The sequence below is a fragment of the Pseudarthrobacter sp. PS3-L1 genome (genome assembly GCF_030063285.1).
Taxonomy (GTDB): Bacteria; Actinomycetota; Actinomycetes; order Actinomycetales; family Micrococcaceae; genus Arthrobacter.
This window is the reverse complement of the sequence record NZ_JASISU010000003.1, coordinates 302,595-326,478: the sequence shown is the minus strand read 5'-3', so window position 1 is coordinate 326,478 and position 23,884 is coordinate 302,595. Positions and strand designations below refer to the sequence as shown.

Here is a 23,884-nt window from a genome sequence, read left to right as displayed (position 1 = left end):
CGTGGCCTTTCTGGTTCAGACGGGGACGCTGCCGCTATGTTTTGCCCGTGGGCGGTCTTCTAGCGGTTCGGCTGCCGGTTCAGGTTCGCGCTGCGCGTGTGCCCGGCGGAGCGCGAAGGATTCGTGGATTGCGATCCCCAGGAAAGTACCCAGGACAAGTGAGTTCAGAAGGTTCCAGATCACCGCCATTGAAATCTGGCCGGTCCATTCCACTTTCCACAGGCCAACACAGGATGTCGCGGCCAGGAAAACGAATGTCAACAGCTGCGGAAGGATGAAGAGAAAGGGGGAGTTCCTTTTCCCTACGCGACCCGTGACGTGCCAGGCAGTATCTTTTCTGCGAAGCGCGTTGGCAAAGGCTCGGATATAGATGGGAAAGGATGCAGTGGAAAGCAAAAGGGTCTGCCAGCGGAACGAACCGATGGTGTAGACCGCCATGATGATCTGCATGACGTACAGCCCGCAATAAAAAAGGAGCCACTGCAGGAAGGGAGTGTGCTGGTTGACGGGGGTCAGGCCCAAGTAGATCTGTAGGGGTGGCAGCAACAGCAGGCAGAAGGTAATCAGGCCGCTGCAGTAAAAGGTAGCCGTTCCAAAATACTGCAGCCGCTGATCGATGCTCAGGGTTCGGTCCAGCAGGGGATTACGCCTGAACAGGATTTCGAAGGCGCCAGTAGCCCACCGTTGTTGCTGCTTCGTGTAGGACTCAATGGTTTCGGGTGTGTCCCCGACGGCCAGGACGGTCGGAATGTATACAGATTTCCACCCCTGCCCATGGAGAATCAGGGAGGTCCAGATATCCTCGGATTTTGACTTCTCGTAGAGTCCTCCAATACTCAGAACCGCGTGCTTGCGGAAGACGACGTTCGTCCCAACACAGAAGGCCGAATTGAACCGGTTCTTACCGGGCTGGGTCAGGGAATAAAATACGGTCTGCATATATCCGGCGCCCCGGGAAATGAAATTACTGATATTTCCGTACACCTGTGGGGTCTGCACAAAAGCTACTGTCTTCTCTCCGAAGAACGGCATGGTCTCCACCAGAAAGTCAGCAGCTGGAATGAAGTCAGCGTCCAGGACAACAAAAAAATCCCCCGTTGTGGACTTCAAGGCGTTATTGATATTTCCAGCTTTTGCGCCGGCATTGTCCACCCGCTGCAGATATCCGACGCCGAGATGCGCGGCAACTGCAGCAATTTCTGGAGAGTGGCCGTCGTCCAGGATGTAGGTGCTGTGGAAGCCACGCATGTCCCTGGCCGCACGTGCGGTGCGTTCGACGACGTCGGGCGCCTCACCGTAGGTAGGGATGTAGACATCTACCAGGAGGCGTTGTCCGCCAATCTGCATCCACTCCGTGGGGCGCATCAGGTGATCGTCCAGGTCCTGGCTTGTTGGGTAGAAGAGCTGGCGTTGTGATTCGTGGAAGACATAGCCGCGAGGGTTTTGGGCGGCGGACAGTGCGGTCCAAAGCGAGAGCAGGACCTGGAACATAACAAACGATTCGCAAGCCACCACCATGAAGTAGGGGAGTGGATCTCCGGCGTTGGCAGGATTGAGCAGAAAGCCCGCATAGAGCAGCACCCCAAGGGCAGCCAGCAGGACCAGCAGCGTCAGGGAGGGTGATTCAAGGTTTCTTTCGATTGTTCCGTGGGCGGCTGCCTGCGCACGGACTTCGCGCGTCAATGGTTGAGCCGAGGTCTTTTTGCGCCCCATCCGGCCCTGCCGTGCGGCGCCAGTGTCCAATAACAGCATGATGCTCCTTCGATAAGCAGCGTCGAGCCCGAATTCTTCTCGATACGGTTGGCCCCACCACAATGGTCCGGAGACTGTGCAGCGTTGGGGCGCAGTGGAAGAGGGCTCCAAAGAATTGGAGACGAGGTCTCAGGGAGGTGTGTTTTTGCCCAGCAGAAGTGTGGCGAAAATGGGTCTCTTGCTTGGCGGAAACCCGCCGCAGGGATAAATTCCTGAGGCTGGCAACCAGAAGGAGTGCCCAGCAGGGAGGGGGTGCGCTTCGAGCTGACCGCGGACTACCCCTGCCCGCCGGCGCAACTCCGGACCTGGCCGTTGAGAACACTCTCCAACAACCCGCTACCCGTGGCATGAACCGCCTGCCTGGGGCAACGCATATCCGGCGCACCGTTCGCATCGGTGCGATATGGGAACCCTATTCTGAGTTCAGCCGCGGTGACCCGAGTACCGAGTACTCGTTTTTTGGACCCCTTCATGCGTACTACTTGGGTGGGTGGCGTCCAAACCGTGTCCGGTGCTGCGCCTGGGAGACGAGGATCAGCGCGGAACGGATAAAGCCGCAGGAAGATCACGCAGCGAGGTCACCGTAATGTCGGGCGGTGCAAAGTGCGGTGGGTAGGTGCCATTGCCGCGGTTGAGCCAGGCGGTGTTCAGTCCTGCGCGGGCAGCGCCGTGGATGTCCCAGGGGTGGACGGCAACGAGGAGAATTTCTGCCGGTTCCACACCGATCCTGGTCGCAGCGTAACTGTACGACTCCGGGGCCGGTTTCCAGGCAGGTGCGTCCTCAACCGAGAGGAGCAGCTCAAAATGAACTCGGATTCCGGCCTCCGTGAACAGCTTTCCCGCAATGCTGGCAGAGCCGTTGCTGAGCGTGACCAAACGATATTCAGCGTCTGCCAGCGCAACGATCCCTTGGGGTACATCGTCGTGGAGGGGGAGCCCGATCAGGCCCTCCATGACGTGTGCAATGGCTGCGTCCAGGGGACGATTAATGCTTTTCCCTGCCAGGAGCACACGGAGCGCACCGGCTCCAATGTCTGCGAAAGGTACGTTGTCAGTGCTGGCTGTAAGAGCAAAACCGTCGCGCAGAAGCGTGGCAAACCATAGTGTCGACAGCTCCGGAGCCAGTCCGATGTCGCTGAAGCGGGACCCCAGCGCGGACATGTCGGAGAGAGTCTCGTTGACGTCGAAAAGGATAACGCGCGGTGTAGTGGCCATGGGATCCTGCAGTTCTCTTCGGATGGTTACGCCGCTGGCGGCGATCGGGTGCTGAAACGCTTTTCCTGAGGAGGCCGACCCCTTTTTATGGGGCCTGCCCAGGATCGCAGGCGACGGGCCCACTGGGTGAAAAATCAGCCGGCGCTTACCTGGCGAGACTTGACACCAGGTTGATGGTGGTTGCCAGGATGACCACACCAAAAAGAAAGGACAGCAGCGCGTGTCGGAGAGCCACGGCGCGGATGGCGCTGCTGGTGATGCTCGTATCAGAGACCTGATACGTCATCCCCAGGGTAAATGCTAGGTACACGAAGTCGCGGTACGCGGGGGGACCAGCCTGGTTGAAGTCGATACCTGATCCTCCGCTGCCGAAGTACACGGCAGCATAGCGGAGTGTGAAGAGTAGATGGATCAGGAACCAGGAGGCCGTGACCGTTGCCAGGGCGATCCCGCCCAGGGTCAATTTTGCCGCTCCGGACGCGTTCCCCGATTCGATGAGGACTAATCCTATGGCCCCGAAACTGGCAATGCTTGCCAGGATCAGGAGTGTCTGGGACGTGGTCCTGGTGGGATCCTCCCGCAGGGAGTGGCTTGCTGTGTCTGCGGGGCCAAGGCGGAGCACAGCGCCCCACACCCAAAAGCAGAACGTTCCCGAAGCACCAATCCACCCTACGGCGGGTGCATACGCCCAGGAGCCAATGGCCGCAGTACCTCCGGAGACGACACCGAGCACCACGAACATGACCAAAACGCGGAACCCCGATGTGTGCCACAGCGAATCGAACGTGCGGGCCTGCTGGTTTTGCGAAGTCATAGCTCTATGCCTACATCACCCGAACGGGAGTGATGGGAAAGGCTTGTCTTTTCGGTCAAGTTTATTATTCGGCCTCATGATGCGACCTGCCGCAGGCCAATGTCCTGCCCGAACGACGCCGCGAGACCATCGCCGAGCGTGTGAAGCGGAGGCGGCCCTTTAGGGTCTGTGGGATTCGCGAATCGTGGTCTTTGACGGGGAGCTGACACTTCTTCTGGACCGGCCCAGCTGGGCGTGACGTAGGGTGGAATCAAGACGATAGGAGCACTGCATGAAGAAGATTCTGATGGTACTGACCAGCGTTTCCGAGATTGGCGACACCGGCGAGAAGACCGGCTACAACGTAGCCGAAGCCGCACACCCCTGGAAAGTTTTCAAGGATTCCGGACATTTCGTCGATTTTGCCTCCATCGAGGGTGGACAGCCGCCTCGCGACGAAGTGGATACAAACGACCCCATCCAGGTTGCCTTCACGGAGGATGAAACCACGCGGGCTGGCCTCTACAACACTGCGCGCGTCGACGTCGTCGATCCTGAACAGTACGACGCCGTCTACCTGGTGGGTGGGCACGGCACCATGTGGGACTTCCCGGACAGTAAAGGACTCCAGTCGCTGGTTGCCAGTGTTTACGATGCTGGCGGCCTGGTAGGCGCTGTCTGCCACGGGCCTGCTGGATTGTTGAACGTCGAACTCAAGAATGGATTCCGGTTGGTGGAGGGCCGCAAGGTCGCGGCCTTCACCAACGATGAGGAGATTGCTGCGGGGAAGGACAAAGTCATTCCGTTCTACCTCGCGGATCGGCTTGAGGAGCAGGGCGCCACCCATGTCTCCGCGGATGTCTTTGAGGAGAAGGTTGTGGTGGATGAGCGGTTGGTGACTGGCCAGAACCCGGCCTCCGCCGGCGGTGTGGCCAAGGAGATGGAGAAACTCTTCGCCGAGGTCATTCATCAGGAAAAAGCGGAAGAACAGCATGACGCGGAAGCTCTGCGGGCAGAGAAGGACGCCGAGAAGGCTGCAGAAGAAGCAGAGTAGTGAGCCACACGGCACTCCGGTACGGAAGCCGCACTCACAATCACTGCAGTTAATCGACCCGTTCGTTGAGGGCTTGACCTCACCGAGGTCCATTGAGTGGAGAAGGCCGCCCCTTACAGGGTGGCCTTCTCTGTGTGTCAAGGCAGCTGATTCTCCATCGGATGCTCGGAACCGGCTGGGGCACTGCCTAGCGGGCGTGGATACGGGCAGCCATGCCAGCGTCGACCCAGAGACTGCCGAATTAACGGGGTAATGGGTCAAGGACTTTTCCGCGCAGGTCATCTTGGTAACGCGCCGGAAACGTGGGCGACCTACGCTGGTCCCACGCCACATGCCGTGGTGTACTGCTGTCACCGGTGAATCTCCGGCCAGCGCCGCCCGCCGCCGTGGTGCTGCAGGAATGAACACATGAGGAGCCCCATGCATTTGATGCCCCGCGAGCAGGAGAAGCTCATGATTGTGGTGGCCGCCGATCTGGCAAGGCGCCGCCAATCCCGTGGACTGCTGCTGAACTATCCCGAATCGGTGGCCATCATCAGCTATGAACTTATTGAAGGCGCCCGTGATGGCCGCACGGTGGCAGAACTCATGAGCTTCGGTACGACAATCCTGACGCGCAGTGACGTCATGGAAGGTATTCCCGAAATGATCCATGACGTGCAGATCGAGGCCACGTTCCCAGACAGCACCAAGCTCGTCACAGTCCACGACCCGATTCGATAGGACCAGCCATGATTCCAGGTGAGTATGTGCTGCGCGCGGAGCCAGTGACACTCAACGACGGGCGGGACGCAATCGTCGTGGCCGTTGTCAACACGGGCGATCGGCCCATTCAGGTCGGATCCCATTTCCATTTTGCGGAGGCCAACGCCGCCCTGACCTTCGACCGTGCAGCAGCTCACGGCCGCAGGTTGGACATTCCCGCGGGAACGGCAGCCCGCTTCGAGCCAGGAGACTCCCGCAGCGTCCGGTTGATTGAGCTGGCGGGCGCTCGCGAGGTCTTTGGCCTCAGTAATGCCGTGAACGGACCCCTGGACAGTCGTGAGGAGACACCATGAGCATGGAACTGACGCGCCGCCAGTATGCGGATCTCTACGGCCCGACGACGGGAGACGCCATCCGCCTGGCGGACACCGACCTGTTCCTCGAGATTGAGCGGGACCTCACCGTCTACGGAGAAGAGTCAGTCTTTGGCGGCGGCAAAGTCATCCGCGACGGGATGGGCCAGAACGGCCAGCTCACCCGCGACCAGGATGTCCCAGATACGGTGATCACCAATGTGGTCATCCTGGATCACAGCGGCATCTATAAGGCAGATGTTGCCCTCAAGGATGGCCATATTTTCCGTATCGGTAAGGCCGGCAACCCCGGCATTACCGACGGCGTGACGATTGTCATCGGTGCCAGCACCGAGATTATTGCCGGTGAGCATCGCATCCTTACGGCGGGCGGCGTTGATACCCATATCCACTTCATCTCACCCGACCAGGTCCCTACCGCGCTGACCAGTGGTGTGACCACCATGGTGGGCGGCGGAACGGGGCCGGCAGAGGGCACGAAAGCCACTACGGTGACGCCCGGAAAGTGGCACATTCAACGCATGCTGCAGGCCGCCGAGGGACTGCCAGTCAATATTGGACTTTTCGGCAAGGGCCATGCGTCAGCCGTCGAACCCCTGGCCGAGCAGATCCGGGCGGGGGCAATCGGGCTCAAGATCCACGAGGACTGGGGCGCCACCACCTCGTCGATTGATCTGTCACTGAGCGTCGCCGACAAATACGACGTGCAGGTGGCCATCCACACCGACACCCTGAATGAGTGCGGCTTTGTGGAGGACACGATCCGCGCCATTGCTGGCCGCGTCATCCATACCTTCCACACCGAGGGGGCCGGTGGTGGCCACGCTCCGGACATCATCAAGATTGCCGGGCTTCCCAACGTCCTTCCTGCATCCACAAACCCCACCCTGCCGTATACCCGGAACACTATCGAAGAGCACCTGGACATGCTCATGGTCTGCCACCACCTGAACCCTGACATTCCGGAAGACGTGGCGTTTGCCGATTCGCGGATCCGCGCGGAGACCATCGCCGCGGAAGATGTCCTACAGGATTTGGGCATCTTCTCCATCACTTCCTCTGACTCGCAGGCCATGGGCAGGGTGGGGGAAGTGATCACCCGCACCTGGCAGGTGGCCGACAAAATGAAAAAGCAGCGCGGTGTACTCAAGGATCCCGCCGGGGGCCAGCATGGTTCCCCTGCCGGATTGGGAGACGAGAGCGATAATTTCCGGCTCAAACGCTACGTGGCCAAGTACACCATCAACCCGGCCATCGCACAGGGCATGGCGGACGCGATTGGTTCCGTGGAAGAGGGGAAGTTTGCGGATCTGGTTCTCTGGGACCCCGCGTTTTTCGGGGTAAAACCCATGCTGGTGATCAAGGGAGGGCAGATTGCCTACGCCCTCATGGGGGACGCCAACGCCTCCATCCCTACACCGCAGCCGCGCACCATGCGACCCATGTTCGCGACCTTTGGCAAGGCGCTCCAGGCATCCTCCATCACGTTTCTGTCCCAGGCTGCCATTGACGCCGGCGTCCCTGCCGAACTTGGCCTGGAAAAGGTGATCCGGCCCGTCTCCGGCATCCGTACCCTCACCAAAGCGGATCTCATCCATAATGACGCCACGCCCGATATCCAGGTGGATCCCGAAACGTACAGCGTCACTGTGGACGGCGAGGACGTCACCTGCGAACCTTCCGACGTGCTGCCGATGGCTCAGCGCTACTTCCTCTTCTAGGAGATTCCGTGATCATTGAAAAGATTCTTGGCAACCTGCATGACCTGTCTTCCACGGACTCCGCATACCAGGGGCTGCACCGCGAGAAAGTTGTGCTCCCCAGCGGCCAGCTCGTCAAGCGGATCCAACGGGTCACCACTGACCACGGCAAAGAGATCGGCATCCGCCTGCCCTCCACAGCCGGGGATCTGCGTGACGGCGATATCCTCCACGTTGCCGAAACCAACATGATCGTCATCTCCGTGCTGCCCACTGATGTCTTGGTTATTGCCCCGAGAACCGTTCACGAAATGGGTGTGGTGGCCCACTCGCTAGGGAACAGGCACCTGCAGGCCCAGTTTTTCGACAACGAGTCCGAGTACGCCGCCGAAGTCATGGTGTGCGCCTACGACCACACCGTGGAGGATTACCTCCGTCATGTCGAAGTCCCCTACGACCGCCAGGAACGCGTGATGCCCGTTCCTTTCCGCCATGCTGAACACAGCCACTAAGAGCTACCAGCTTGCCCTTGCGCAGCTGACCGACTCCGCGCTTCCTACCGGGGCCTTTGCGCACTCGCTGGGATTCGAGCCCTACATTGAACGCGAGCTGATCTGTAACGAAGAATCCTTTGGGGTATGGCTATCAGCATTCATAGCCCAGCCGCTGACCTACTCGGACGGCCTGGCCATACGGTTCCTCTACGAAGGCTCAGACGTGGGACAGCTCGATGAATTGCTCTCCGCGCAGCTGTTGCCGCGGCAGGTACGGGAAGCCAGCATGAAGATGGGCGGACGGCTCCTGGAGATCGGTGGCGATGTGTTTCCCTCCGTGGACCTGGACCTGTACCGGGATCTGGTGTCCACGGGGCGCGCAGCGGGCCACCAACCACTGGCGTTTGCCGTCGTCGCACGGTCCTTGGGTATCCCGCTGGCCGAAGCGCTGGGCGCGTACCTTTTTGCCACCGCGACAACACTGACGCAGAACGCCGTCCGGGCCATTCCGCTGGGCCAGAACGCCGGGCAACGGTTGCTCAGGCACGCGGCCGACGACGTCGCTGCCGCCGTCGAGAGCATTGGCCACCTGGATGTGGATGACTTTGGGGCAGTCAGCCCTGGACTGGAAATTTCGCAAATGCGGCATGAAAGACAACGTGCCCGCATGTTTATGAGCTAACAGGAGGACAGCATGAGAGAACCTATCAAAATCGGTATTGGCGGACCCGTCGGGGCAGGTAAGACCCAGCTGGTGGAGCGGCTGACCCGGCACATGAGCGGTGAGATTTCCATGGCCGCCATCACCAACGACATTTACACCATCGAGGACGCAAAAATCCTTGCCGCCAACGGCATTCTTCCTGTGGACCGGATCATTGGCGTGGAAACTGGCGGCTGTCCGCACACGGCCATCCGCGAGGATACCTCCATGAACACTGCGGCGATTGCCGAACTCATGGCCAGGCATGAGGACCTCCAGGTGATCTTTGTGGAGTCAGGTGGTGACAATCTTTCCGCAACGTTCAGCCCCGAACTGGTGGACTTCTCCATTTACATCATCGACGTGGCCCAAGGTGAGAAGATTCCCCGTAAGGCAGGGCAGGGAATGATCAAATCGGATCTCTTCATCATCAACAAAACCGATCTGGCACCGCACGTCGGCGCGGACCTGGGCGTCATGGAACGCGATTCACGCGAGTTCCGCGGCTCCAAACCATTCTGTTTCACCAACCTTAAAACCGACGAAGGCCTGGACGCCGTCATCAACTGGGTACGCCGGGACGTCCTGATGCTCGACCTCGCCAACTAGTGTCCCTTGTGGCACCGGCACCCATGGGTACGCTCCGGCTCTCCATTGGTCTCCGGCAGGGCCGGTCCGTGGCGACGCGGCAATTTCACGAGGGGGCACTGCGCGTTCTTCGCCCGCACTACCTGGATGAGTCCGGGCAGGTCTGCTTCGTGATGGTCAATCCTGGCGGCGCCTACCTGGGAGCTGATCTGTTTGTGATTGATGTTGAGGTGGAGGACGGGGCCGACCTGCTGCTTGCGACGCAGTCGGCTACCAAGGTGTACCGCACGCCAGGATCCTTCGCCGAGCAGCGCATGAGCGTGCGATTGGGGGAGCGGGCGCGGTTGGAGCTGGTCCCCGATCAGCTCATTGCCTACCGGGAGGCTTCCTACCGGCAGGGGTCGTTGTACACCGTGAGCCCTACATCATCCTTGGTCAGCACAGAGATCATTACGCCGGGGTGGTCCCCGGACGGGGCATCATTCCGGTACGAGGAAGTGCGCTTGCGGAATGAGATTCGGGTAGAAACTCCCGGGCGGATGGGGGCCGGGGCCGAGCTGCTGGCTTTGGACAACCTGCTGATCCGGCCACCGCTCACTGACGTCACAGGCATGGGTTTCATGGAGGGGTTTAGTCACCTTGGCTCGCTGGTGGTTGTTGATCCCCGGGTGGATCAGGGCCTGGCTGATGAACTGTCAGTCCTCACCGCAGGCGCTGGTGCGCACACGGGGGTCTCCCTCACCCGCACCGTAGCGGGCACCACCGGCCTGATCCTCCGGTCCCTGTCCAACAGCACCGAGGTACTCAGTGCACTGCTGGGATCCTGCACCGCGCTTCTTCGCACCCGCTGGACCGGGCAGGCGCCCCTTAACCTGAGGAAATACTGATGGCTACCTCCACTCTCTTTACCCGGCTTTACCTGGACCGCGAAACACTGCCGCGACGGACACGCCTGTCCATCACCTTCGGTGCGGTGGCAACCCTGCACGCTGCCGCCGTCGTGCTGTTGCTGACGGGATTCATGGGTGACGGTGCGCAGCCGCTGGCCCTTGGGCTGGTGTTGACTGCGTACCTTGCCGGCATCAAACACAGCTACGACTGGGACCACTTGGCCGCTATAGACAACGCCACCCGGCGCTTTGTGGCTCAGGGCAAGGACCCCGTGAGCGTGGGCTTCGCGTTCAGCCTGGGACACAGCACAGTGGTCTTCCTGGCCGGGGTGCTGCTGATATCCGGTGCATCACTGGTGAGCACCTGGATGGAGGACGGGACCACGGGCAACCTGGTGCTTGGCCTGATTGGCAGCGGAGTGTCAGGCCTCTTCCTGTTGGCCATGGGCCTGTTCAATGGGGCTGCCTTTGTGCAGGCCACTCGGCTGTACAGGTCCTCGGCCAACAACGCTGACATTGCGCTGGAAGACCTAGAAGCCAAGGGCCTGGTTGCCAGGCTCCTGGCCAGGCCGCTGTCCAAAGTGCGGCATCCGCGCAACATCTATGTCATTGGATTCCTTTTTGGGCTCGGATTCGACACCGCAACCACCATTGGTCTGCTGGTAATGACAACCGCTGCCGCGCTTGCCGGAGTTCCGCCGCTGACCCTGCTGGCACTGCCACTGGCGTTCACTGCGGCAATGACCCTGTTCGATTCCCTGAACGGGGTGGCTGTGCTGACCATGTACCGATCCGCCCTGCAGAACCCGCGCCGAAAACTTGGCTTCAACGCAGTCATTACGGGGATCTCCGCAGTATCGGCGCTCTTCATCTCCTGCATCACCCTGGGTGGTTTCCTGAATGCCGCGTTGGGCCTGGATGATCCGTTGACCACCTGGCTGGGCACTGTGGACCTGGGGGAGGCCGGCCTACTGCTGGCAGGGACGCTGCTTGTTGTCTGGGGCGTTGCCGTGCTGCGGAGCCGGCGAGGGGCCCGGCGCGCGTAAGGCGTCCATGTCGCGGATCGAAGACTTGGTCCAGCTGGACTTGTGCCTCGCGTCGGTGACATACGGATGTCACGAAGTGGCGCAAAATCAGGGGTGGTGACACTCTTGTTGGATGCCCGAGGCAACTAAATCCCAGAGCCAGACATTCTCCCTGAACCCAGCGTTGGCGGCAGAAGCCAAGATTGCACGGATCGCTGTCACGGTCTTCCCCGTCCTCGTGGTTCTCGCCGGCGTCGCAGGATTCCTGGCACCGGGGGCCTTCAAACCAATGTCTCCGGCCGTGCCCTACCTGTTGGGCGTCATCATGTTCTGCATGGGACTAACGCTTACCCCGCCGGATTTTGCGGCGGTGGCCAAGCGGCCGTGGGCGGTGGTCCTGGGCATCGTGGCCCATTACGTGATCATGCCCGGGGCTGGGTGGCTGATCGCTGTGGCTCTCAACCTCAGCCCCGAGCTTGCTGTAGGAGTGATCCTGGTGGGCTGCGCGCCTTCCGGGACCGCCTCGAACGTGATGGCATTCCTGGCCAAGGGGGACGTGGCGCTCTCGGTTGCCGTTGCGTCCGTCTCGACACTCTTGGCCCCCATTGTCACGCCGTTGCTGGTGCTGTTCTTGGCAGGGTCCTATCTGCGGATTGATGCCGGAAGCATGGTGCTGGACATCCTCAAAACGGTGCTCATTCCGGTGATCGCTGGTCTCCTGGCCCGGCTGTTCCTCCGCCGGGCGGTAGCCAAGGTCCTGCCAGTTCTGCCTTGGGCATCCGCCGTTGTAATCTCCCTGATTGTCGCGATTGTTGTTGCCGGAAGCGCAGCAAAGCTTGTTGCCGCAGGGGGAATTGTTTTCCTGGCCGTGGTGCTGCACAACGGTTTTGGTTTGGGCCTGGGCTACCTTGCGGGCAAACTGGGACGCCTGGATGCGCGGGCCCGCAGGGCTTTGGCTTTTGAGGTTGGGATGCAGAACTCAGGACTCGCAGCCACCCTGGCAACTGCGCACTTCAGCCCGCTCGCGGCGCTGCCCTCGGCAGTGTTTTCCCTGTGGCATAACGTTTCAGGTGCAGTTGTTGCAGCGTGGTGGGCGCGACGCCCCCTCGCTGAGGGCTGACCTGGCACCCCTGCGGCAGCGACGTGGTCACGTGGTGGCAGGCGGTGGTGCTATCTCGGCGGAATGTTCCTAGACTGGGGTGATGATCACCGTTGGCGGAAGTATCGAAACCACCCTGTCCCCCGAAAAGGCTTTTGCGTTCCTTTCCGAGTTCGAAAATACCAGCGAATGGGATCCCGGCACCCCCGTGGTGGAGAAGCTGCAGCCCGGCACGTCCGCGGTAGGTAACAAGTACCGGGCGGAAGCCGAGTTCAAGGGCAAGCGCCAGGAACTGGTCTACGTTGTGCAGGAGCTCCGTGATGGACACATCAAGCTCAGGGGAGAAAACAAAACGGTCATCTCTTTTGACAGTATTGATGTCGCGCCGCTGGGCACTGGGTCCAGAGTGACCTACACCGCCGAGTTTGAGCTCAAGGGCCTTGCCAGGATCGCGGAGCCCTTCGTCAAGCCGGCATTCAACTCCCTTCGCGACCCGGCGCTGAACGGTCTGCGGGACAAGCTCAACGAACTCGCGACGCAGCAGTAGTCCCGGTGGCCGGAACGTCCGAAACCTCGAACCAGCTGACGGCGCTGCACCAACTGTGCGCAGTGCATGGCGTCAGGACCGCCTACCAGGACTGGGTAGGCCAACCCCAGGAAGTCCAGCCTGAGACGCTCGTGAAAGTCCTCGCGTCCCTTGGCGTGGACGCCGGGACGGAGGACGCAGTCCAGGCAGGGCTTATCGAGGCAGACATTGCGCAGTGGCGCAGGATGCTCCCGCCGTGCGTGGTGGTCCGGGAAGGCCGGGATGCCACTGTGCCGGTCCACGTCCTCGACGGTGCCCCTGCCAGCCTATGGATTGAACTGGAAGGCGGCGGCAGCATTGATGCGGCCCAGCAGGATGTCTGGCTCCCGCCGCGGGACGTTGACGGCAACCCCGTAGGACGCGCCACGTTCGCACTTCCTGGGAATCTACCGCTGGGCTATCACACGCTTCAGGCATGGTCAGACACCACCTCTGCCTCGGCCACCCTCGTGGTGGTCCCGGACCGGTTGGACACTGCCGACCGATTCGAACAGCGCCGCGGCTGGGGCCTGGCCACGCAGTTGTATTCGGTGCGTTCCAAGAGATCCTGGGGAATCGGAGATTTTGGCGACCTGGCAGATCTGGCCGCGATCAGTGGGGAGCGCGGGGCGGATTACATCCTGGTCAACCCGCTCCACGCAGCCGAGCCGGCCCCGCCCGTCCAGGCCTCGCCCTATTCGCCCTCCACCAGGCGCTTTTTCCACCCGCTGTACATCAGGGTCGAGGCCGTCGCGGAGTTCGCCTACCTTAGTGCCAGCCAACGCTCTGTGGCCGAGGGGCTTTTCCAGGACCTTGAACCGCAGAATACAGATCCCCGGGCACTCGACCGCGACGCCACGTATGCCGCCAAGCTCAAGGTTCTCGACATGGTGTACCTGGTGCCTCGTGGTCCGGCCCGGGAACATGACTTCCAGGAATTCTGCCGTGGAGCCGGGTCTGGGCTGGATGATTTTGCGCTGTGGAGCGCCATCCGCGAGGACAAGGCGGCCAATGATCCGTTCTGGACGTCCGACGACGGCGTCATTGGCTCTGCTGCCGTGGAGTCACTGCGGGCGGACCTGGACAACCGGATCGCCTTCCACCGCTGGTTGCAGTGGATTTGTGATTCCCAGTTGGCGGAGGCGCAGCGCACTGCGCTGAACTCTGGAATGCGGCTCGGCGTTGTCCATGACCTTGCCGTGGGCGCCGATCTGCAGAGCGCTGATGCGTGGTCATTGCGCGACGCGCTCGCACCCGGGGTCAGCGTCGGTGCGCCGCCGGACATGTACAACCAGCAGGGCCAGGACTGGAACCAGCCGCCATGGCATCCTGTCAGGTTGGCTGAAGCCGGCTACCGCCCCTACGCGCAGATGCTTTCCACTGTCTTACGTCACGCGGGCGGAATCCGCGTGGACCACATCCTGGGCTTGTTCCGCCTCTGGTGGGTCCCGGCCGGGAATTCGCCGGCCGCCGGCGCCTACGTGGGCTATGACCATGAAGCACTGCTCGGTGTCCTGGCATTGGAAGCACACCGGGCCGGTGCGGTCGTGATCGGAGAGGACCTAGGTGTCTTCGAGCCCTGGGTTCGCGACTACTTGGCGAGCCGGGGCATCCTGGGGACGTCAATTCTCTGGTTCGAGAACCAGGACGGTGCGCCGCTGCCGCCAGAGGCTTACCGGGTCCAGGCGCTTGCAAGCGTCAACACGCATGACCTTCCTCCCACTGCCGGATACCTGGCCGGGGACCATGTTGACCTTCGCGAGGATCTGGGCCTGCTGGAACGTCCGGTGGAAGAAGAGCGTGCGGAGCATGCTGCCACTATTGACGACATGCTTGTCCTGGTCCGCCAACGAGGACTTCTCAACTCGGACACAACGGATGAGGAGGACGTGATCGTTGCACTGCACCAACTCCTGGCCCAGGCGCCATCAGTCCTTCTGGGCGTTGCCCTGGTGGATGCCGTAGGGGAGCGACGGGTCCAAAACCAGCCCGGAACTACTGCCGATGTCTATCCCAACTGGCAGGTTCCCCTAGCCGATGACAAAGGCCGAGCCGTTTTGCTGGACGATCTTGCGGACAGCGTGCGGTTCAACAAGCTACTGGCAGCTGTGACTGAATCACTGCGATGATCCCGGCTGGCTTTCATTGACTTTGCTGTGCTGAGGAACCTTATCTCACGGCCGGGATCCTCAGCATGACTGTGGGCTCAGCCCGCCAAGATCAGCGCCGTAGGTGAGCCGCTGGGGACCGACTGTGGAGCCCCGGTCGGGAGCCCGGTGTCAGGGTCGAGCGTAAACGTGGTGATTTCGTTGGAACGCTCATGCGCTACCAGCAGGAGCCCCTCGACGACTATGTGGTGCCGCGGCCAGTCTCCGCTGCTTGGAACATCTGCCACGGGAGTGAGCGCAAGCCCGTCAGCCGCAACAGCCAGGACACCGATCCGGTTGCTGCTCCGGACACCCGTGTAGGCGAAGCGCCCATCGGGGGAGAGGCAGATTTCGGCTGCCGCGTCGTCCTTTGCGGCGGGTTCCAGTGTCGCTGGCCCCTGGAAAGCCAATGCGTAGTGACCGTGATCCCGGGCCGCGATGAAAACCTCGATGGAGTATTCGGACACAACTGCCACGTTGCCCCCTGGAAGCTCCACCATATGCCGGGGCCCGCTGCCCAAGGGGAGCGTCACCTGCGCGTCCTGTTCGAGTCCGCGGCCCGGGTGATAGGACCAGATGCGGAGCTGGTCATGCCCCAGGTCAGTGGTCATGACACGGCCATCGGAGAGCATGAGGCTAGAGTGCGCCCGGCTGGATCGCTGCTCCGCTTCTGGGCCCGCACCGCTAGCGTGGGGGTCCACGGACGGTGCAGCGACGAACCGTCCGGAGATTGAGCCGTTGTCGTCCAGCTCGAACACGATGACCTGGCCATCGCCGTAGCAGGTGGCTACTAGAAACCGGCCTTGCGGGTCCACTGCAACGTGGCAAGCAGCCTCGCCTGCCGCATGATCGCTGCCCATGCGTTCCAGTCCCGCGTCTCCGACCCGGCGAAACGTGCCTACCGTCTGGTCCGATTCACCCACGGCATACACCACAGGAAGGGTGGGGTGTACTGCCACGAACGACGGTGAGGGGGTTGCCAGGGCGGTTCCCGTGGGGCCGGTGCCGTCTGGCCCGGCGGTGACGCTGCCGATTCCAGTTCCCGTGCCACCGCGCTCGGAGGTATAGCAGCCGGTCCAGAGGAAAGTAGTGGGGCGCTGTGCAGTCATGGTCCCATCCTGCCAAGAATTCGTCCTGGGCGGCGACACGGGCGAACTAGGCCGCCTAGAACACGCTGAATTTTACGGAATCGGTGGTCCAGGCCCCACCATGAGCGGAACGTGTTCGCCTAGGTGATCATGGATTCCGACCTCCCGGCAAAGATTTTTGTATCAAGGGAGGGCACTGTCAGCGGCATGGTTGCGGTGGAAAGCATCACGTTGCGGATCTGGTCTACCATTCTCAACTGGATCTCCTCGAAGGGTAGCGGCACCGCCTCCACGTAGTTAGTTAGTTAGTTAGTTAGTGAGTAACTTGTATTACGAGTTTTGGATATCGGATTCACCGTCGATTTCCCTTGGCAAATTCCATGGATTCTCGTCCCGCAGCGCGGGCGGAAGCAGGCCCTGCGGAAGGTTCTGATACGCAACCGGACGCAGGAACCTGGTGATGGCCAGGGTTCCCACAGATGTGGTGCGGGAATCTGATGTGGCCGGGAAAGGGCCTCCGTGGACCATTGCGCGGCCAACCTCAACTCCTGTGGGCCAGCCGTTGACCAGTATTCTGCCCACTTTCTGTTCGATGGCGGGCAGGACCTGCGCGGCAGCCTCATGGTCCTGGTCCCTCAGGTGAAGCGTGGCAGTTAGCTGGCCCTCGATCTGCTGCACTGCGTGGATCAGTGAGGGGACGTCTGGATACCTGATGACCAGGCTCGCGGCACCAAAAATCTCACGATGCATAGCGGAATTTTTTTCAAAATCAGGCAGTTCAGTGCTGTAGATCGCCGGAGCTGGTGCATTCTTGCTGCTCCCGTCCGTACCCGTGCCCAGCACGGTGACACCATCCTGCGACGCGAGTTCTACCACCCCTTTTTTCCATGCTGATGCGATGCCTTCGCTCAGCATTGTCTGCCCTGACGCTGCCGATGCGGCACGTCCGACGGCGGCAACAAAGCGATCGCCTGCTTCCCCGGTGGGGGCGAACAGCAAGCCGGGAGATGTGCAGAGTTGGCCGGAGCTCCCCGTCACTGAGGTGACATAGTCACCAGCCAGGGCGTCGACGTCGTCCGTCAACGCTCCCGCGAAAATGATCACCGGGTTGAGCGATGACATTTCCGCGTAGACCGGGATCGGTTCCGGGCGGGCAGCTGCCGTGCGCATAAGGGCAAGGCCCGCGGTCTGGGAGCCTGTGAATCCCACCGCCTTGATGGCGGGATCGGCCACCAAAGCTACCCCGATTTCACTGCCCGGGCCGTAGACCAGTGAGAAGACCCCGGGGTGAAGCCCCGCTCCACGCACGGCGTCCGATACCGCCCGTCCCACCAGTTCACTGGTGCCAGGGTGGGCATTGTGTGCTTTGAAGACCACCGGACAGCCAGCGGCCAAGGCTGATGCAGTATCTCCGCCAGCGTTGGAGAATGCCAGTGGAAAATTACTTGCCCCAAAAACGGCAACAGGGCCCAGCGGAACCTGGCGCTGGCGAATATCGACCCGTGGCGTGGGCGTGCGCCCTGGCTGCGCCGGGTCAATGCGAATACCGCGGAATGCCCCTTCCCGCACCACGCTTGCGAAGAGCCTTAGTTGACCGGTAGTCCGAGCCCGCTCGCCTTCAAGGCGGGCTGTGGGAAGGCCAGTTTCTTGAGTGGCCCGCTCAATCAGGTCGGCGCCCAGGGCCTCGATGTTGTCTGCAATGGCCTCGAGGAATTGTGCGTGCACGGATGGTGGCAGTGCGCTGAACGTAGCGTGTGCCTCCGCGGCTGCTGCGGTTGCCACTGCCAGTTGGTCGGTCGCGAGTAGTGAATATGCGGGATCGAGGGGCTGGTTGGTGGCGGGGTCTCGTCCAGAGATGGTTCCTGCTGTGCCGGGAATGCTGTGGCCGGCAATGATGGAGTGTCCGGTGAGGTTCATGCTGTCCTCTCGTGGGTGTCTTGTGAAGTGGGCGTGCTGTGCTGTGCGGTGGAAGGTCGCTGGGCTCGGGCCAGGGTGCTGATCAGGGCCGCCAGATCAGCTTGATCCGCTGGGGAGAGGTTCTGCAGGGGAGGCCGTACGCCACCCATTGAGCGCCCCACGGCGTCGAGGCCACCCTTGACGATCGATACGGAGTAGCCCTTCACGCGGTCGCGGATGTCCAGGTAAGGGATGACGAAGTCGTTGAGCTTTTTGTTGACAGCCACGCGGTCGTTACTGCGCACGTCCTGGTAGAAGTCGAGGGCAAACTGGGGAACAAAATTGAACATGGCACTTGAGTAGGTGCTCATCCCCAACTGGAGCAGGGGCAGCGCGAACGTTTCTGCGGTTGGCAACCCGCCCAGATAGAACAGCCTGTCGCCCAGTTTGGCGTACACGCGGGCATCATGTTCCAGATCGCCTACTCCATCCTTGAAGCCGATGAAGTTTGCGTGCCGATCTGCCAGGGTTGCCACGGTGGTGTCTTGGTAGATGGCGTTGGCGCGGTTATAGATGATCACGCCCAAGGAAGTTGCGCTGCAGATAGCGCTGACGTGTTCGGTCAGTCCAGCTTGGCCCGCCTCGGTCAGATAAGGGGGAAGGAGCAGGATCCCTTCGGCGCCCGCAGCCTCCGCCGCCCGCGCGTTTTCGATGGCCTGCGCTGTTGAGCCGCCCGCAGATGCGAGGACGGGAACAGCTGCTCCTACTTCGTCGACCGCTGCCCGGACCACTTGGGCTGATTCTGCAGGTGTCAGTGAAAATCCTTCTCCCGTCCCACCAGCCGCAAACAGCCCAGCCACGGGAAAGCTGGCCTGCCAGCTCAGGTGCTTGCGGTACTTGGCCTCATCGAAGGAAAGGGTGGTGTCGAAAGCGGTGACGGGGAAGGAGAGCAGCCCGTCTTTGAGGACGTTGGCGAGTTCCTGGGGTGAATAGCGGGCCATGGGGAAACCTCCGATTCAGTGCCGCCAATCGCGGCAAGGTCTGAAGTTCCACGCTATGGGGCGCAAGTCATGCGCGTCCAAGCTTATTTTTGGATCGTAAGATACTTTTTGGGTATCAGTAGTGATCGATGATCATGCCAACTGCTTTGGACAACGCCGGGTTAGCATTGCTTCGTTTCCAGAGAACGTGCAACTCCGCGGGGTTGGTCCTACCGCTTTCCATCTGAAGGTAGCTGACCCCCTGGATGCCAAGGTGGGCCGTTGATTCTGGAACAAAGGCCACGCCGCGGCCGGCGGCTACAAGTGACACCATGGTAAGAATTTGGCTGACCGTGTGCACAACATCGCCGTGCTGTACGGGCAGGGTGCGCACCACAAGGTCGTAAAAATACCGGGCCTGAATTGGCGAGTGCATAATCAAGGGCAGTCCCCGGAGCTCGTCATCCGTGACCGGGCGGCCGCTGCCAGCCGGACCTGCCGTCGACGATCCGGAAATATTGCGCGTCGCAGTGACCAGCGGATGGCTGGTGGGTACCGCAAGGACCAGCGCCTCGCTATTCAGCAGGCATGATCCGTACTGGTCTGTATTGAACGGCGGGCGGGCCAGTCCAAGGTCCAGTTCACCGGACTCCAGCCCTCCGAGCTGCTCTTGGGTGACAAGTTCGTGAAGGGTGACAGACACGCCAGGCAGCGTCTCGTCGAGGCGTCTCAACAGCGGTCCCAAGACGCTGAAACCGCCAGCTGCAGTAAATCCAATGCTCAGCACGCCGGTCCCTCCGGCTGCGGCGGTCTGCGCTGAACGTGGTGCCCTGTCGGCCAGGGCCATGAGGCGGCGGGCTTCGGCCAGGAAGGCGCTGCCGGCGGCCGTCAAGGAAACCCTTCGGTTGTCGCGTTCGAAAAGGACGACGCCGAGCGATCGCTCCAGCTTCTGCACCTGCCGGCTAAGGGGTGGTTGGGTCATGGTGAGCCTTTCGGCGGCCCGCCCAAAGTGAAGCTCCTCAGCTACGGCGATAAAGCCGCTCAACTGGTCAAATGTGAACATGATGCTCCTGCGGTATCACCGTGCGCCCTTGTGTCGCATCAAAAGCATAGCAAGGCGGCGAGGGCACCGCAGGGCCAGATCAGCCTTGGCCGCCGCTGTCCATGCCGGAAGGAATCAGTCCCGCGTGGAGTCCACGTTGGTTGCGGGGCCAGCAGCAGTAGCTCCACCCTCATCGCTCCAGTCCTGGCCCAGAACGTCGTTGAGGGCTGGATCCGAGTCCACATCGGCATCGATTGCTGGCTCGGTAGCCGTCCGGTGGAAGCCCGAACCCAGTGAGGCACCAGCCCGGCGGATAGCGCCGCCAAGATGCTCGGTTACCTCTGGAGCCTTGTCCTTTACGGCCTGTGATGCCTCCTGGACCGTGTCCTGGACTGGCTCACTGCGCCAGAGTTTGGTGGCGCGGGACGTGATGTTCTCGTAGGCGCTGCGTCCTGATCGTGAACCGAGGATATAGCCCACGGCCAGACCGGTACCGAAAAGAAGTTTTGATTTCATCGGGTTCTCCTTGGGAAGTGCGGTATTGGGTATCACGTGTCAGTGGGTGGTTAAAGCGAAAGCCAGCCCCAGGATTACTTCCCGGGGCTGGCTTTTAGCTGCTTTGGCGATTAGGCCCTGGAGCCACGCTTGGTGATGGCACCGTAGACCAGCAGGACGATGATCGAACCGACGATCGCCAGGAGCCAGGAGCTGAGCGAGAAGAACTCGTCAACCTTTGCACCGAAGATCATGCCACCGAGCCAGCCGCCCAGCAGTGCGCCGACAACGCCAAGAAGCAGCGTGATCAGGATGCCACCGCCCTGACGGCCCGGGAGGATTGCTTTGGCGATGAAACCGGCGATCAGGCCAAGAAGCAGAAATCCAAGAAAGCTCATTATGTTGTTCTTCTTCCTATACTAAGGAGGCGTCCGTTGTGCGGGCGCTCGAAATCCTTCTGACCTAATACTAAACATGCTTAGTATCTAAACGCCAGCCGACGCTCAGTATGTTTCCAGTTTTTGGTGCTAGACGCTGCCGCCCAAGGATTGCAGCAGGGAACGTGTGGCGTACTCCAGTTTCGCCCTCGCGGAATCGCTCACGGTGTCCGATTTCCTTTGCTTTGCCAGGACGTCAGCAAAGTCCACAACCGCCTTGCCAGCCTTGTCCGTATCTGCCTTTTCGACGGACCGTTGTGCACGTTGGGCCTTGCTGGCCAACCCCTTTGCTATGGGTCCTGCCACCTCACCGGTGGCGGCGAGGGAATCGACAAGTTTCACCAGTGCGGTGACTGAGCCAGGCGTCCACGCCGCCCGTCGTGGAAAGTTGCTGAAGTCCATGTCCGAGGCCAAGTAGTAGTCAGTGTAGGCGGGCTGGTTGTAGGAAGTATTCTGCCGCGCTACCTCGGCCCTGTACTGCGGGTCATGCATCAGGGTGGGCAGCTTGTGCGTGGTAACTTCGGTGCTCAGGTACACGCGGAGCGCGGAGCTGTCTGCTGTGCGGACCACGAGTTCCTCCCGCCAGTCGCCGGTGATGTCCGCTACCAGGGCGGGTGTGCCCTTAGTGCCATTGTTGGTCCGCGTACCGGTTGCGGTCAGCAGGCGGCCCCGCTTCCAGTCATCGATGGTGGGTTCCTGGTCCCCGGCGCCGTTGACCAGCGCGGTGGTCAGGTCTGCGCCCCAACGGATGCTCATGTTGGTGCCCGGTCCCGTGCTGGAGAGTTTGGTGCCGTCGGCCGCCTGGGTACCAATGGCCCAGTTCTCCATGCCGGGGACGCCCGGATCAATATCGCCGATCATTCCGCGGCCAGTATCTTTCCCAGAGTAGGCACCGAACAGGATTTCGCCCGTTGCGGCATCGCGCATCACGTAGCCGTAGGGGGCGTATGTGCCGCCCTCATGGACGGTGAAAATCTCTTTCCCGGCGCGTGCAGGGTCAATGTCCGCCACGTGCATGGCATCTCCGTGGCCCAGCTTCGCTTCCTGCCCGGGGGCGGCGCTCCCTTCGGGCAAGGTGTCGTAAGAGCTGTACAGCAGCGACCCGTCGTCGTCGATGGTTGCCGAGCCGTAAACGATTTCCTGCCTGCCATCGCCGTCCACATCAGATGCACTGAGCGAATGGAAGCCCTGGGTGGTCAGTGTGCCGAACTCCGGATCCGTTCCGTCACGCCCGTGCGGAGAATCGTTAAAGGGATTGGTCATGGGTGTCCAGCCGGAGTCCACGCTCCATACTGGGGCCAGGTCCTTTCCGTCCCAGGTGAAGCTGGCCAGGGTGCTTCGCGTGTAGTAGCCCCGGGCGAAGACGGCCGATGGCTTCTTGCCATCAAGGTAGGCAACTCCCGCGAGGAAGCGGTCCACACGGTTTCCTGGCTCGATCCGTGCCATGGCGTAATCGCCCCACATCAGGCCGTCGTCGTGCCGTCCTTCCGGGTATGGAATGGTTTTGAGTTCATTACCTGACGCGCCGTCAAAAACGCTGAGATATTCGGGTCCGGACAGGATGAACCCCTCGAAGGCGCGCAGGTTGTTGCGCGCGCTGCGGGAGGGGGCATAGACGTCCATGAAGTAATTTGTTACTTCTTCGGCGTCTTCGCGGCTGAGCGGATACTGGTACTTCTGCGCCGTGCCGAACGCTTCTTCCAGGCTGGCGGGCCAGTTCCCTGCCTTGACCTCAGGGTGTTCGGACCATGCCATAAACGTTTCCACCATGTGCTGGTAGTACTCAGGTGCGCTCAGGCGGTAATCGTCGGTATTCCTGAATCCAGCCCGCTGGTCTTCCTTGGCAAGCGAAATGAACTTCTCACTGGCCACGCTGCCATTCGCTGTGTATGTGATCGTCTTTGTACCCGGAGCGGTCTTGAACATCAGTTCGGCGCGGCCATCGCCATCAAAGTCACTAACCAGCAACTGCGTATAGTGAGCACCCGCCCGAATATTTACGCCCAGATCGATCCTGTGCAGCAGCGTGCCGTCGGCCTTGTAGGTGTCCACGTACGTAGAACCGGTGTACCCCACCTGGGAAACGTCTTTGGCATTGGAAGGGTCCCACTTGACCACGAATTCGTACTGACCGTCACCGTCCACGTCCCCCACGCTGGTGTCATTTGCTGCGTAGGTGTAAGACTCACCTGCCGGTGTGACGCCGTCGGCCGGTTTTTTGAGGGGGATATCGTTGAAGTTCCCTTCCCAGGCGGTCACCTCGGCGCTGAGGTCCACCTCGACACCGTCGACGACGGCGGCAACTGAGTACGTGGAGGCGGCGGTGCCGTTCGGGTCCTGGTAGTTGGTGCTGTCGGTGACTGTGGCCAGTTTGGCGCCGTCACGGTAGACGGCGAAGTTGCTGCCTGTCACGCCGCTAGGGGAGGACCCGGTGGCCTCGTTCCCAAGCATGCGCCAGCTCAGGAAAATTCCCTGTCCGGTACCTGCGGCTACCAGGCCGCGGTCCAGGTAGTCCAGTTGGAGCCCAGGTTCAGCGGCGCGGGTCTTGCCTGTGTCAAATGGTAAGGGCGGGGCAGTTGCACTGGCTGCCGGTGATGCGAGCAGGCCAGCCGCGAGGGCAACGCCGGCCGCAGCGGCAATGGAGCGCGTGCGAGTGGTGTTCGGATTCATCAGTGAATCCTTTCAAAAGTTGAATGGGAAAGCGCTTCCCAAGCAATGTAGTGCTCGATTGGCCTGCCTGCAAGGCTTGTTTTTGCTATCACGGTGCAGTATGCAACGTTGTAATAAAACCATTGATCCTAGGGAATAATTATTTTATGGCATCAGTGTGCTACTTCGCGCC

At 61.2% G+C, this 23,884-nt stretch carries 22 protein-coding genes; 12 read left to right on the top strand and 10 right to left on the bottom strand.

All coding sequences use genetic code 11. The features are described 5' to 3' along the window. Positions 1 to 15 precede the first annotated feature (15 nt). The 3 genes from QMG79_RS09375 to QMG79_RS09365 all read right to left on the bottom strand — a co-directional run bounded on the left by QMG79_RS09375 (position 16) and on the right by QMG79_RS09365 (position 3,781). Positions 16 to 1,752 carry a glycosyltransferase family 2 protein gene (locus QMG79_RS09375; RefSeq protein ID WP_283538322.1) on the bottom strand — a complete coding sequence of 579 codons (1,737 nt, stop codon included), beginning with the start codon at positions 1,750 to 1,752 and terminating at the stop codon, positions 16 to 18. A gap of 534 nt (positions 1,753 to 2,286) precedes the next feature. Next, a complete protein-coding gene (locus QMG79_RS09370; protein WP_283538321.1) occupies positions 2,287 to 2,967 on the bottom strand; it encodes a haloacid dehalogenase type II in 681 nt (226 codons plus the stop codon). 145 nt (positions 2,968 to 3,112) lie between these two features. Beyond that, a complete protein-coding gene (locus QMG79_RS09365; protein WP_283538320.1) occupies positions 3,113 to 3,781 on the bottom strand; it encodes a DUF1345 domain-containing protein in 669 nt (222 codons plus the stop codon). A gap of 271 nt (positions 3,782 to 4,052) precedes the next feature. Here QMG79_RS09365 and QMG79_RS09360 point away from each other — a divergent pair, with 271 nt between their 5' ends. From QMG79_RS09360 to malQ, 12 genes are all read left to right on the top strand, one after another. Next, a complete protein-coding gene (locus QMG79_RS09360; protein ID WP_283538319.1) occupies positions 4,053 to 4,814 on the top strand; it encodes a type 1 glutamine amidotransferase domain-containing protein in 762 nt (253 codons plus the stop codon). 420 nt (positions 4,815 to 5,234) lie between these two features. After that, on the top strand, positions 5,235 to 5,537 hold the full coding sequence (locus tag QMG79_RS09355) for an urease subunit gamma (protein WP_283538318.1): 303 nt from the start codon (positions 5,235 to 5,237) through the stop codon (positions 5,535 to 5,537). 8 nt (positions 5,538 to 5,545) lie between these two features. Then, on the top strand, positions 5,546 to 5,872 hold the full coding sequence (locus tag QMG79_RS09350) for an urease subunit beta (protein ID WP_283538317.1): 327 nt from the start codon (positions 5,546 to 5,548) through the stop codon (positions 5,870 to 5,872). Beyond that, the gene (gene ureC, locus QMG79_RS09345; RefSeq protein ID WP_283538316.1) at positions 5,869 to 7,614 is read left to right on the top strand and encodes an urease subunit alpha; all 1,746 of its coding nucleotides are present in this window, start codon (positions 5,869 to 5,871) and stop codon (positions 7,612 to 7,614) included. Before QMG79_RS09350 ends, ureC begins: the two co-directional genes overlap by 4 nt. A gap of 8 nt (positions 7,615 to 7,622) precedes the next feature. Further along, positions 7,623 to 8,105: an urease accessory protein UreE gene (gene ureE, locus QMG79_RS09340; protein ID WP_283538315.1), complete on the top strand. Its 483-nt coding sequence runs from the start codon at positions 7,623 to 7,625 to the stop codon at positions 8,103 to 8,105. Next, the gene (locus QMG79_RS09335) at positions 8,086 to 8,769 is read left to right on the top strand and encodes an urease accessory protein UreF (protein WP_283538314.1); all 684 of its coding nucleotides are present in this window, start codon (positions 8,086 to 8,088) and stop codon (positions 8,767 to 8,769) included. The genes ureE and QMG79_RS09335 overlap by 20 nt, the downstream gene beginning before the upstream one ends. Before the next feature lie 12 nt (positions 8,770 to 8,781). Continuing rightward, the gene (gene ureG / locus QMG79_RS09330; protein WP_283538313.1) at positions 8,782 to 9,399 is read left to right on the top strand and encodes an urease accessory protein UreG; all 618 of its coding nucleotides are present in this window, start codon (positions 8,782 to 8,784) and stop codon (positions 9,397 to 9,399) included. Positions 9,400 to 9,422: 23 nt separating this feature from the next. Next, a complete protein-coding gene (locus tag QMG79_RS09325) occupies positions 9,423 to 10,265 on the top strand; it encodes an urease accessory protein UreD (protein ID WP_283538702.1) in 843 nt (280 codons plus the stop codon). Beyond that, positions 10,265 to 11,314, top strand: coding sequence for a HoxN/HupN/NixA family nickel/cobalt transporter (locus QMG79_RS09320; protein ID WP_283538312.1), 1,050 nt, complete (start codon positions 10,265 to 10,267; stop codon positions 11,312 to 11,314). Before QMG79_RS09325 ends, QMG79_RS09320 begins: the two co-directional genes overlap by 1 nt. 112 nt (positions 11,315 to 11,426) lie before the next feature. Further along, on the top strand, positions 11,427 to 12,413 hold the full coding sequence (locus tag QMG79_RS09315) for a bile acid:sodium symporter family protein (protein ID WP_283538311.1): 987 nt from the start codon (positions 11,427 to 11,429) through the stop codon (positions 12,411 to 12,413). An 82-nt stretch (positions 12,414 to 12,495) separates the two neighbouring features. Further along, positions 12,496 to 12,939, top strand: coding sequence for an SRPBCC family protein (locus tag QMG79_RS09310; protein ID WP_283538310.1), 444 nt, complete (start codon positions 12,496 to 12,498; stop codon positions 12,937 to 12,939). A gap of 5 nt (positions 12,940 to 12,944) precedes the next feature. Continuing rightward, positions 12,945 to 15,086 carry a 4-alpha-glucanotransferase gene (gene malQ, locus QMG79_RS09305; RefSeq protein ID WP_283538309.1) on the top strand — a complete coding sequence of 714 codons (2,142 nt, stop codon included), beginning with the start codon at positions 12,945 to 12,947 and terminating at the stop codon, positions 15,084 to 15,086. Between the two features lie 77 nt (positions 15,087 to 15,163). Here malQ and QMG79_RS09300 read toward each other — a convergent pair whose 3' ends face one another. The 7 genes from QMG79_RS09300 to QMG79_RS09270 form a co-directional block, all read right to left on the bottom strand. Continuing rightward, the gene (locus tag QMG79_RS09300; RefSeq protein WP_283538308.1) at positions 15,164 to 16,213 is read right to left on the bottom strand and encodes a lactonase family protein; all 1,050 of its coding nucleotides are present in this window, start codon (positions 16,211 to 16,213) and stop codon (positions 15,164 to 15,166) included. Positions 16,214 to 16,522: 309 nt separating this feature from the next. After that, positions 16,523 to 18,109 carry an aldehyde dehydrogenase (NADP(+)) gene (locus QMG79_RS09295; RefSeq protein WP_283538307.1) on the bottom strand — a complete coding sequence of 529 codons (1,587 nt, stop codon included), beginning with the start codon at positions 18,107 to 18,109 and terminating at the stop codon, positions 16,523 to 16,525. Further along, positions 18,106 to 19,089 (bottom strand): 5-dehydro-4-deoxyglucarate dehydratase, encoded by a 984-nt coding sequence (gene kdgD / locus QMG79_RS09290; protein ID WP_283538306.1) that lies wholly within the window; start codon positions 19,087 to 19,089, stop codon positions 18,106 to 18,108. The genes QMG79_RS09295 and kdgD overlap by 4 nt, the downstream gene beginning before the upstream one ends. A 115-nt stretch (positions 19,090 to 19,204) precedes the next feature. Beyond that, positions 19,205 to 20,131: a LysR substrate-binding domain-containing protein gene (locus tag QMG79_RS09285; RefSeq protein WP_283538305.1), complete on the bottom strand. Its 927-nt coding sequence runs from the start codon at positions 20,129 to 20,131 to the stop codon at positions 19,205 to 19,207. Positions 20,132 to 20,245: 114 nt separating this feature from the next. Further along, positions 20,246 to 20,626, bottom strand: a complete 381-nt coding sequence (locus tag QMG79_RS09280) for a hypothetical protein (RefSeq protein ID WP_283538304.1) — start codon at positions 20,624 to 20,626, stop codon at positions 20,246 to 20,248. 110 nt (positions 20,627 to 20,736) lie between these two features. Then, entirely contained in the window at positions 20,737 to 21,003 is a 267-nt protein-coding gene (locus QMG79_RS09275; protein ID WP_283538303.1) for a GlsB/YeaQ/YmgE family stress response membrane protein, read from the bottom strand. Positions 21,004 to 21,132: 129 nt separating this feature from the next. Next, the gene (locus QMG79_RS09270) at positions 21,133 to 23,712 is read right to left on the bottom strand and encodes a rhamnogalacturonan lyase (protein WP_283538302.1); all 2,580 of its coding nucleotides are present in this window, start codon (positions 23,710 to 23,712) and stop codon (positions 21,133 to 21,135) included. Between the last annotated feature and the right edge of the window lie 172 nt (positions 23,713 to 23,884).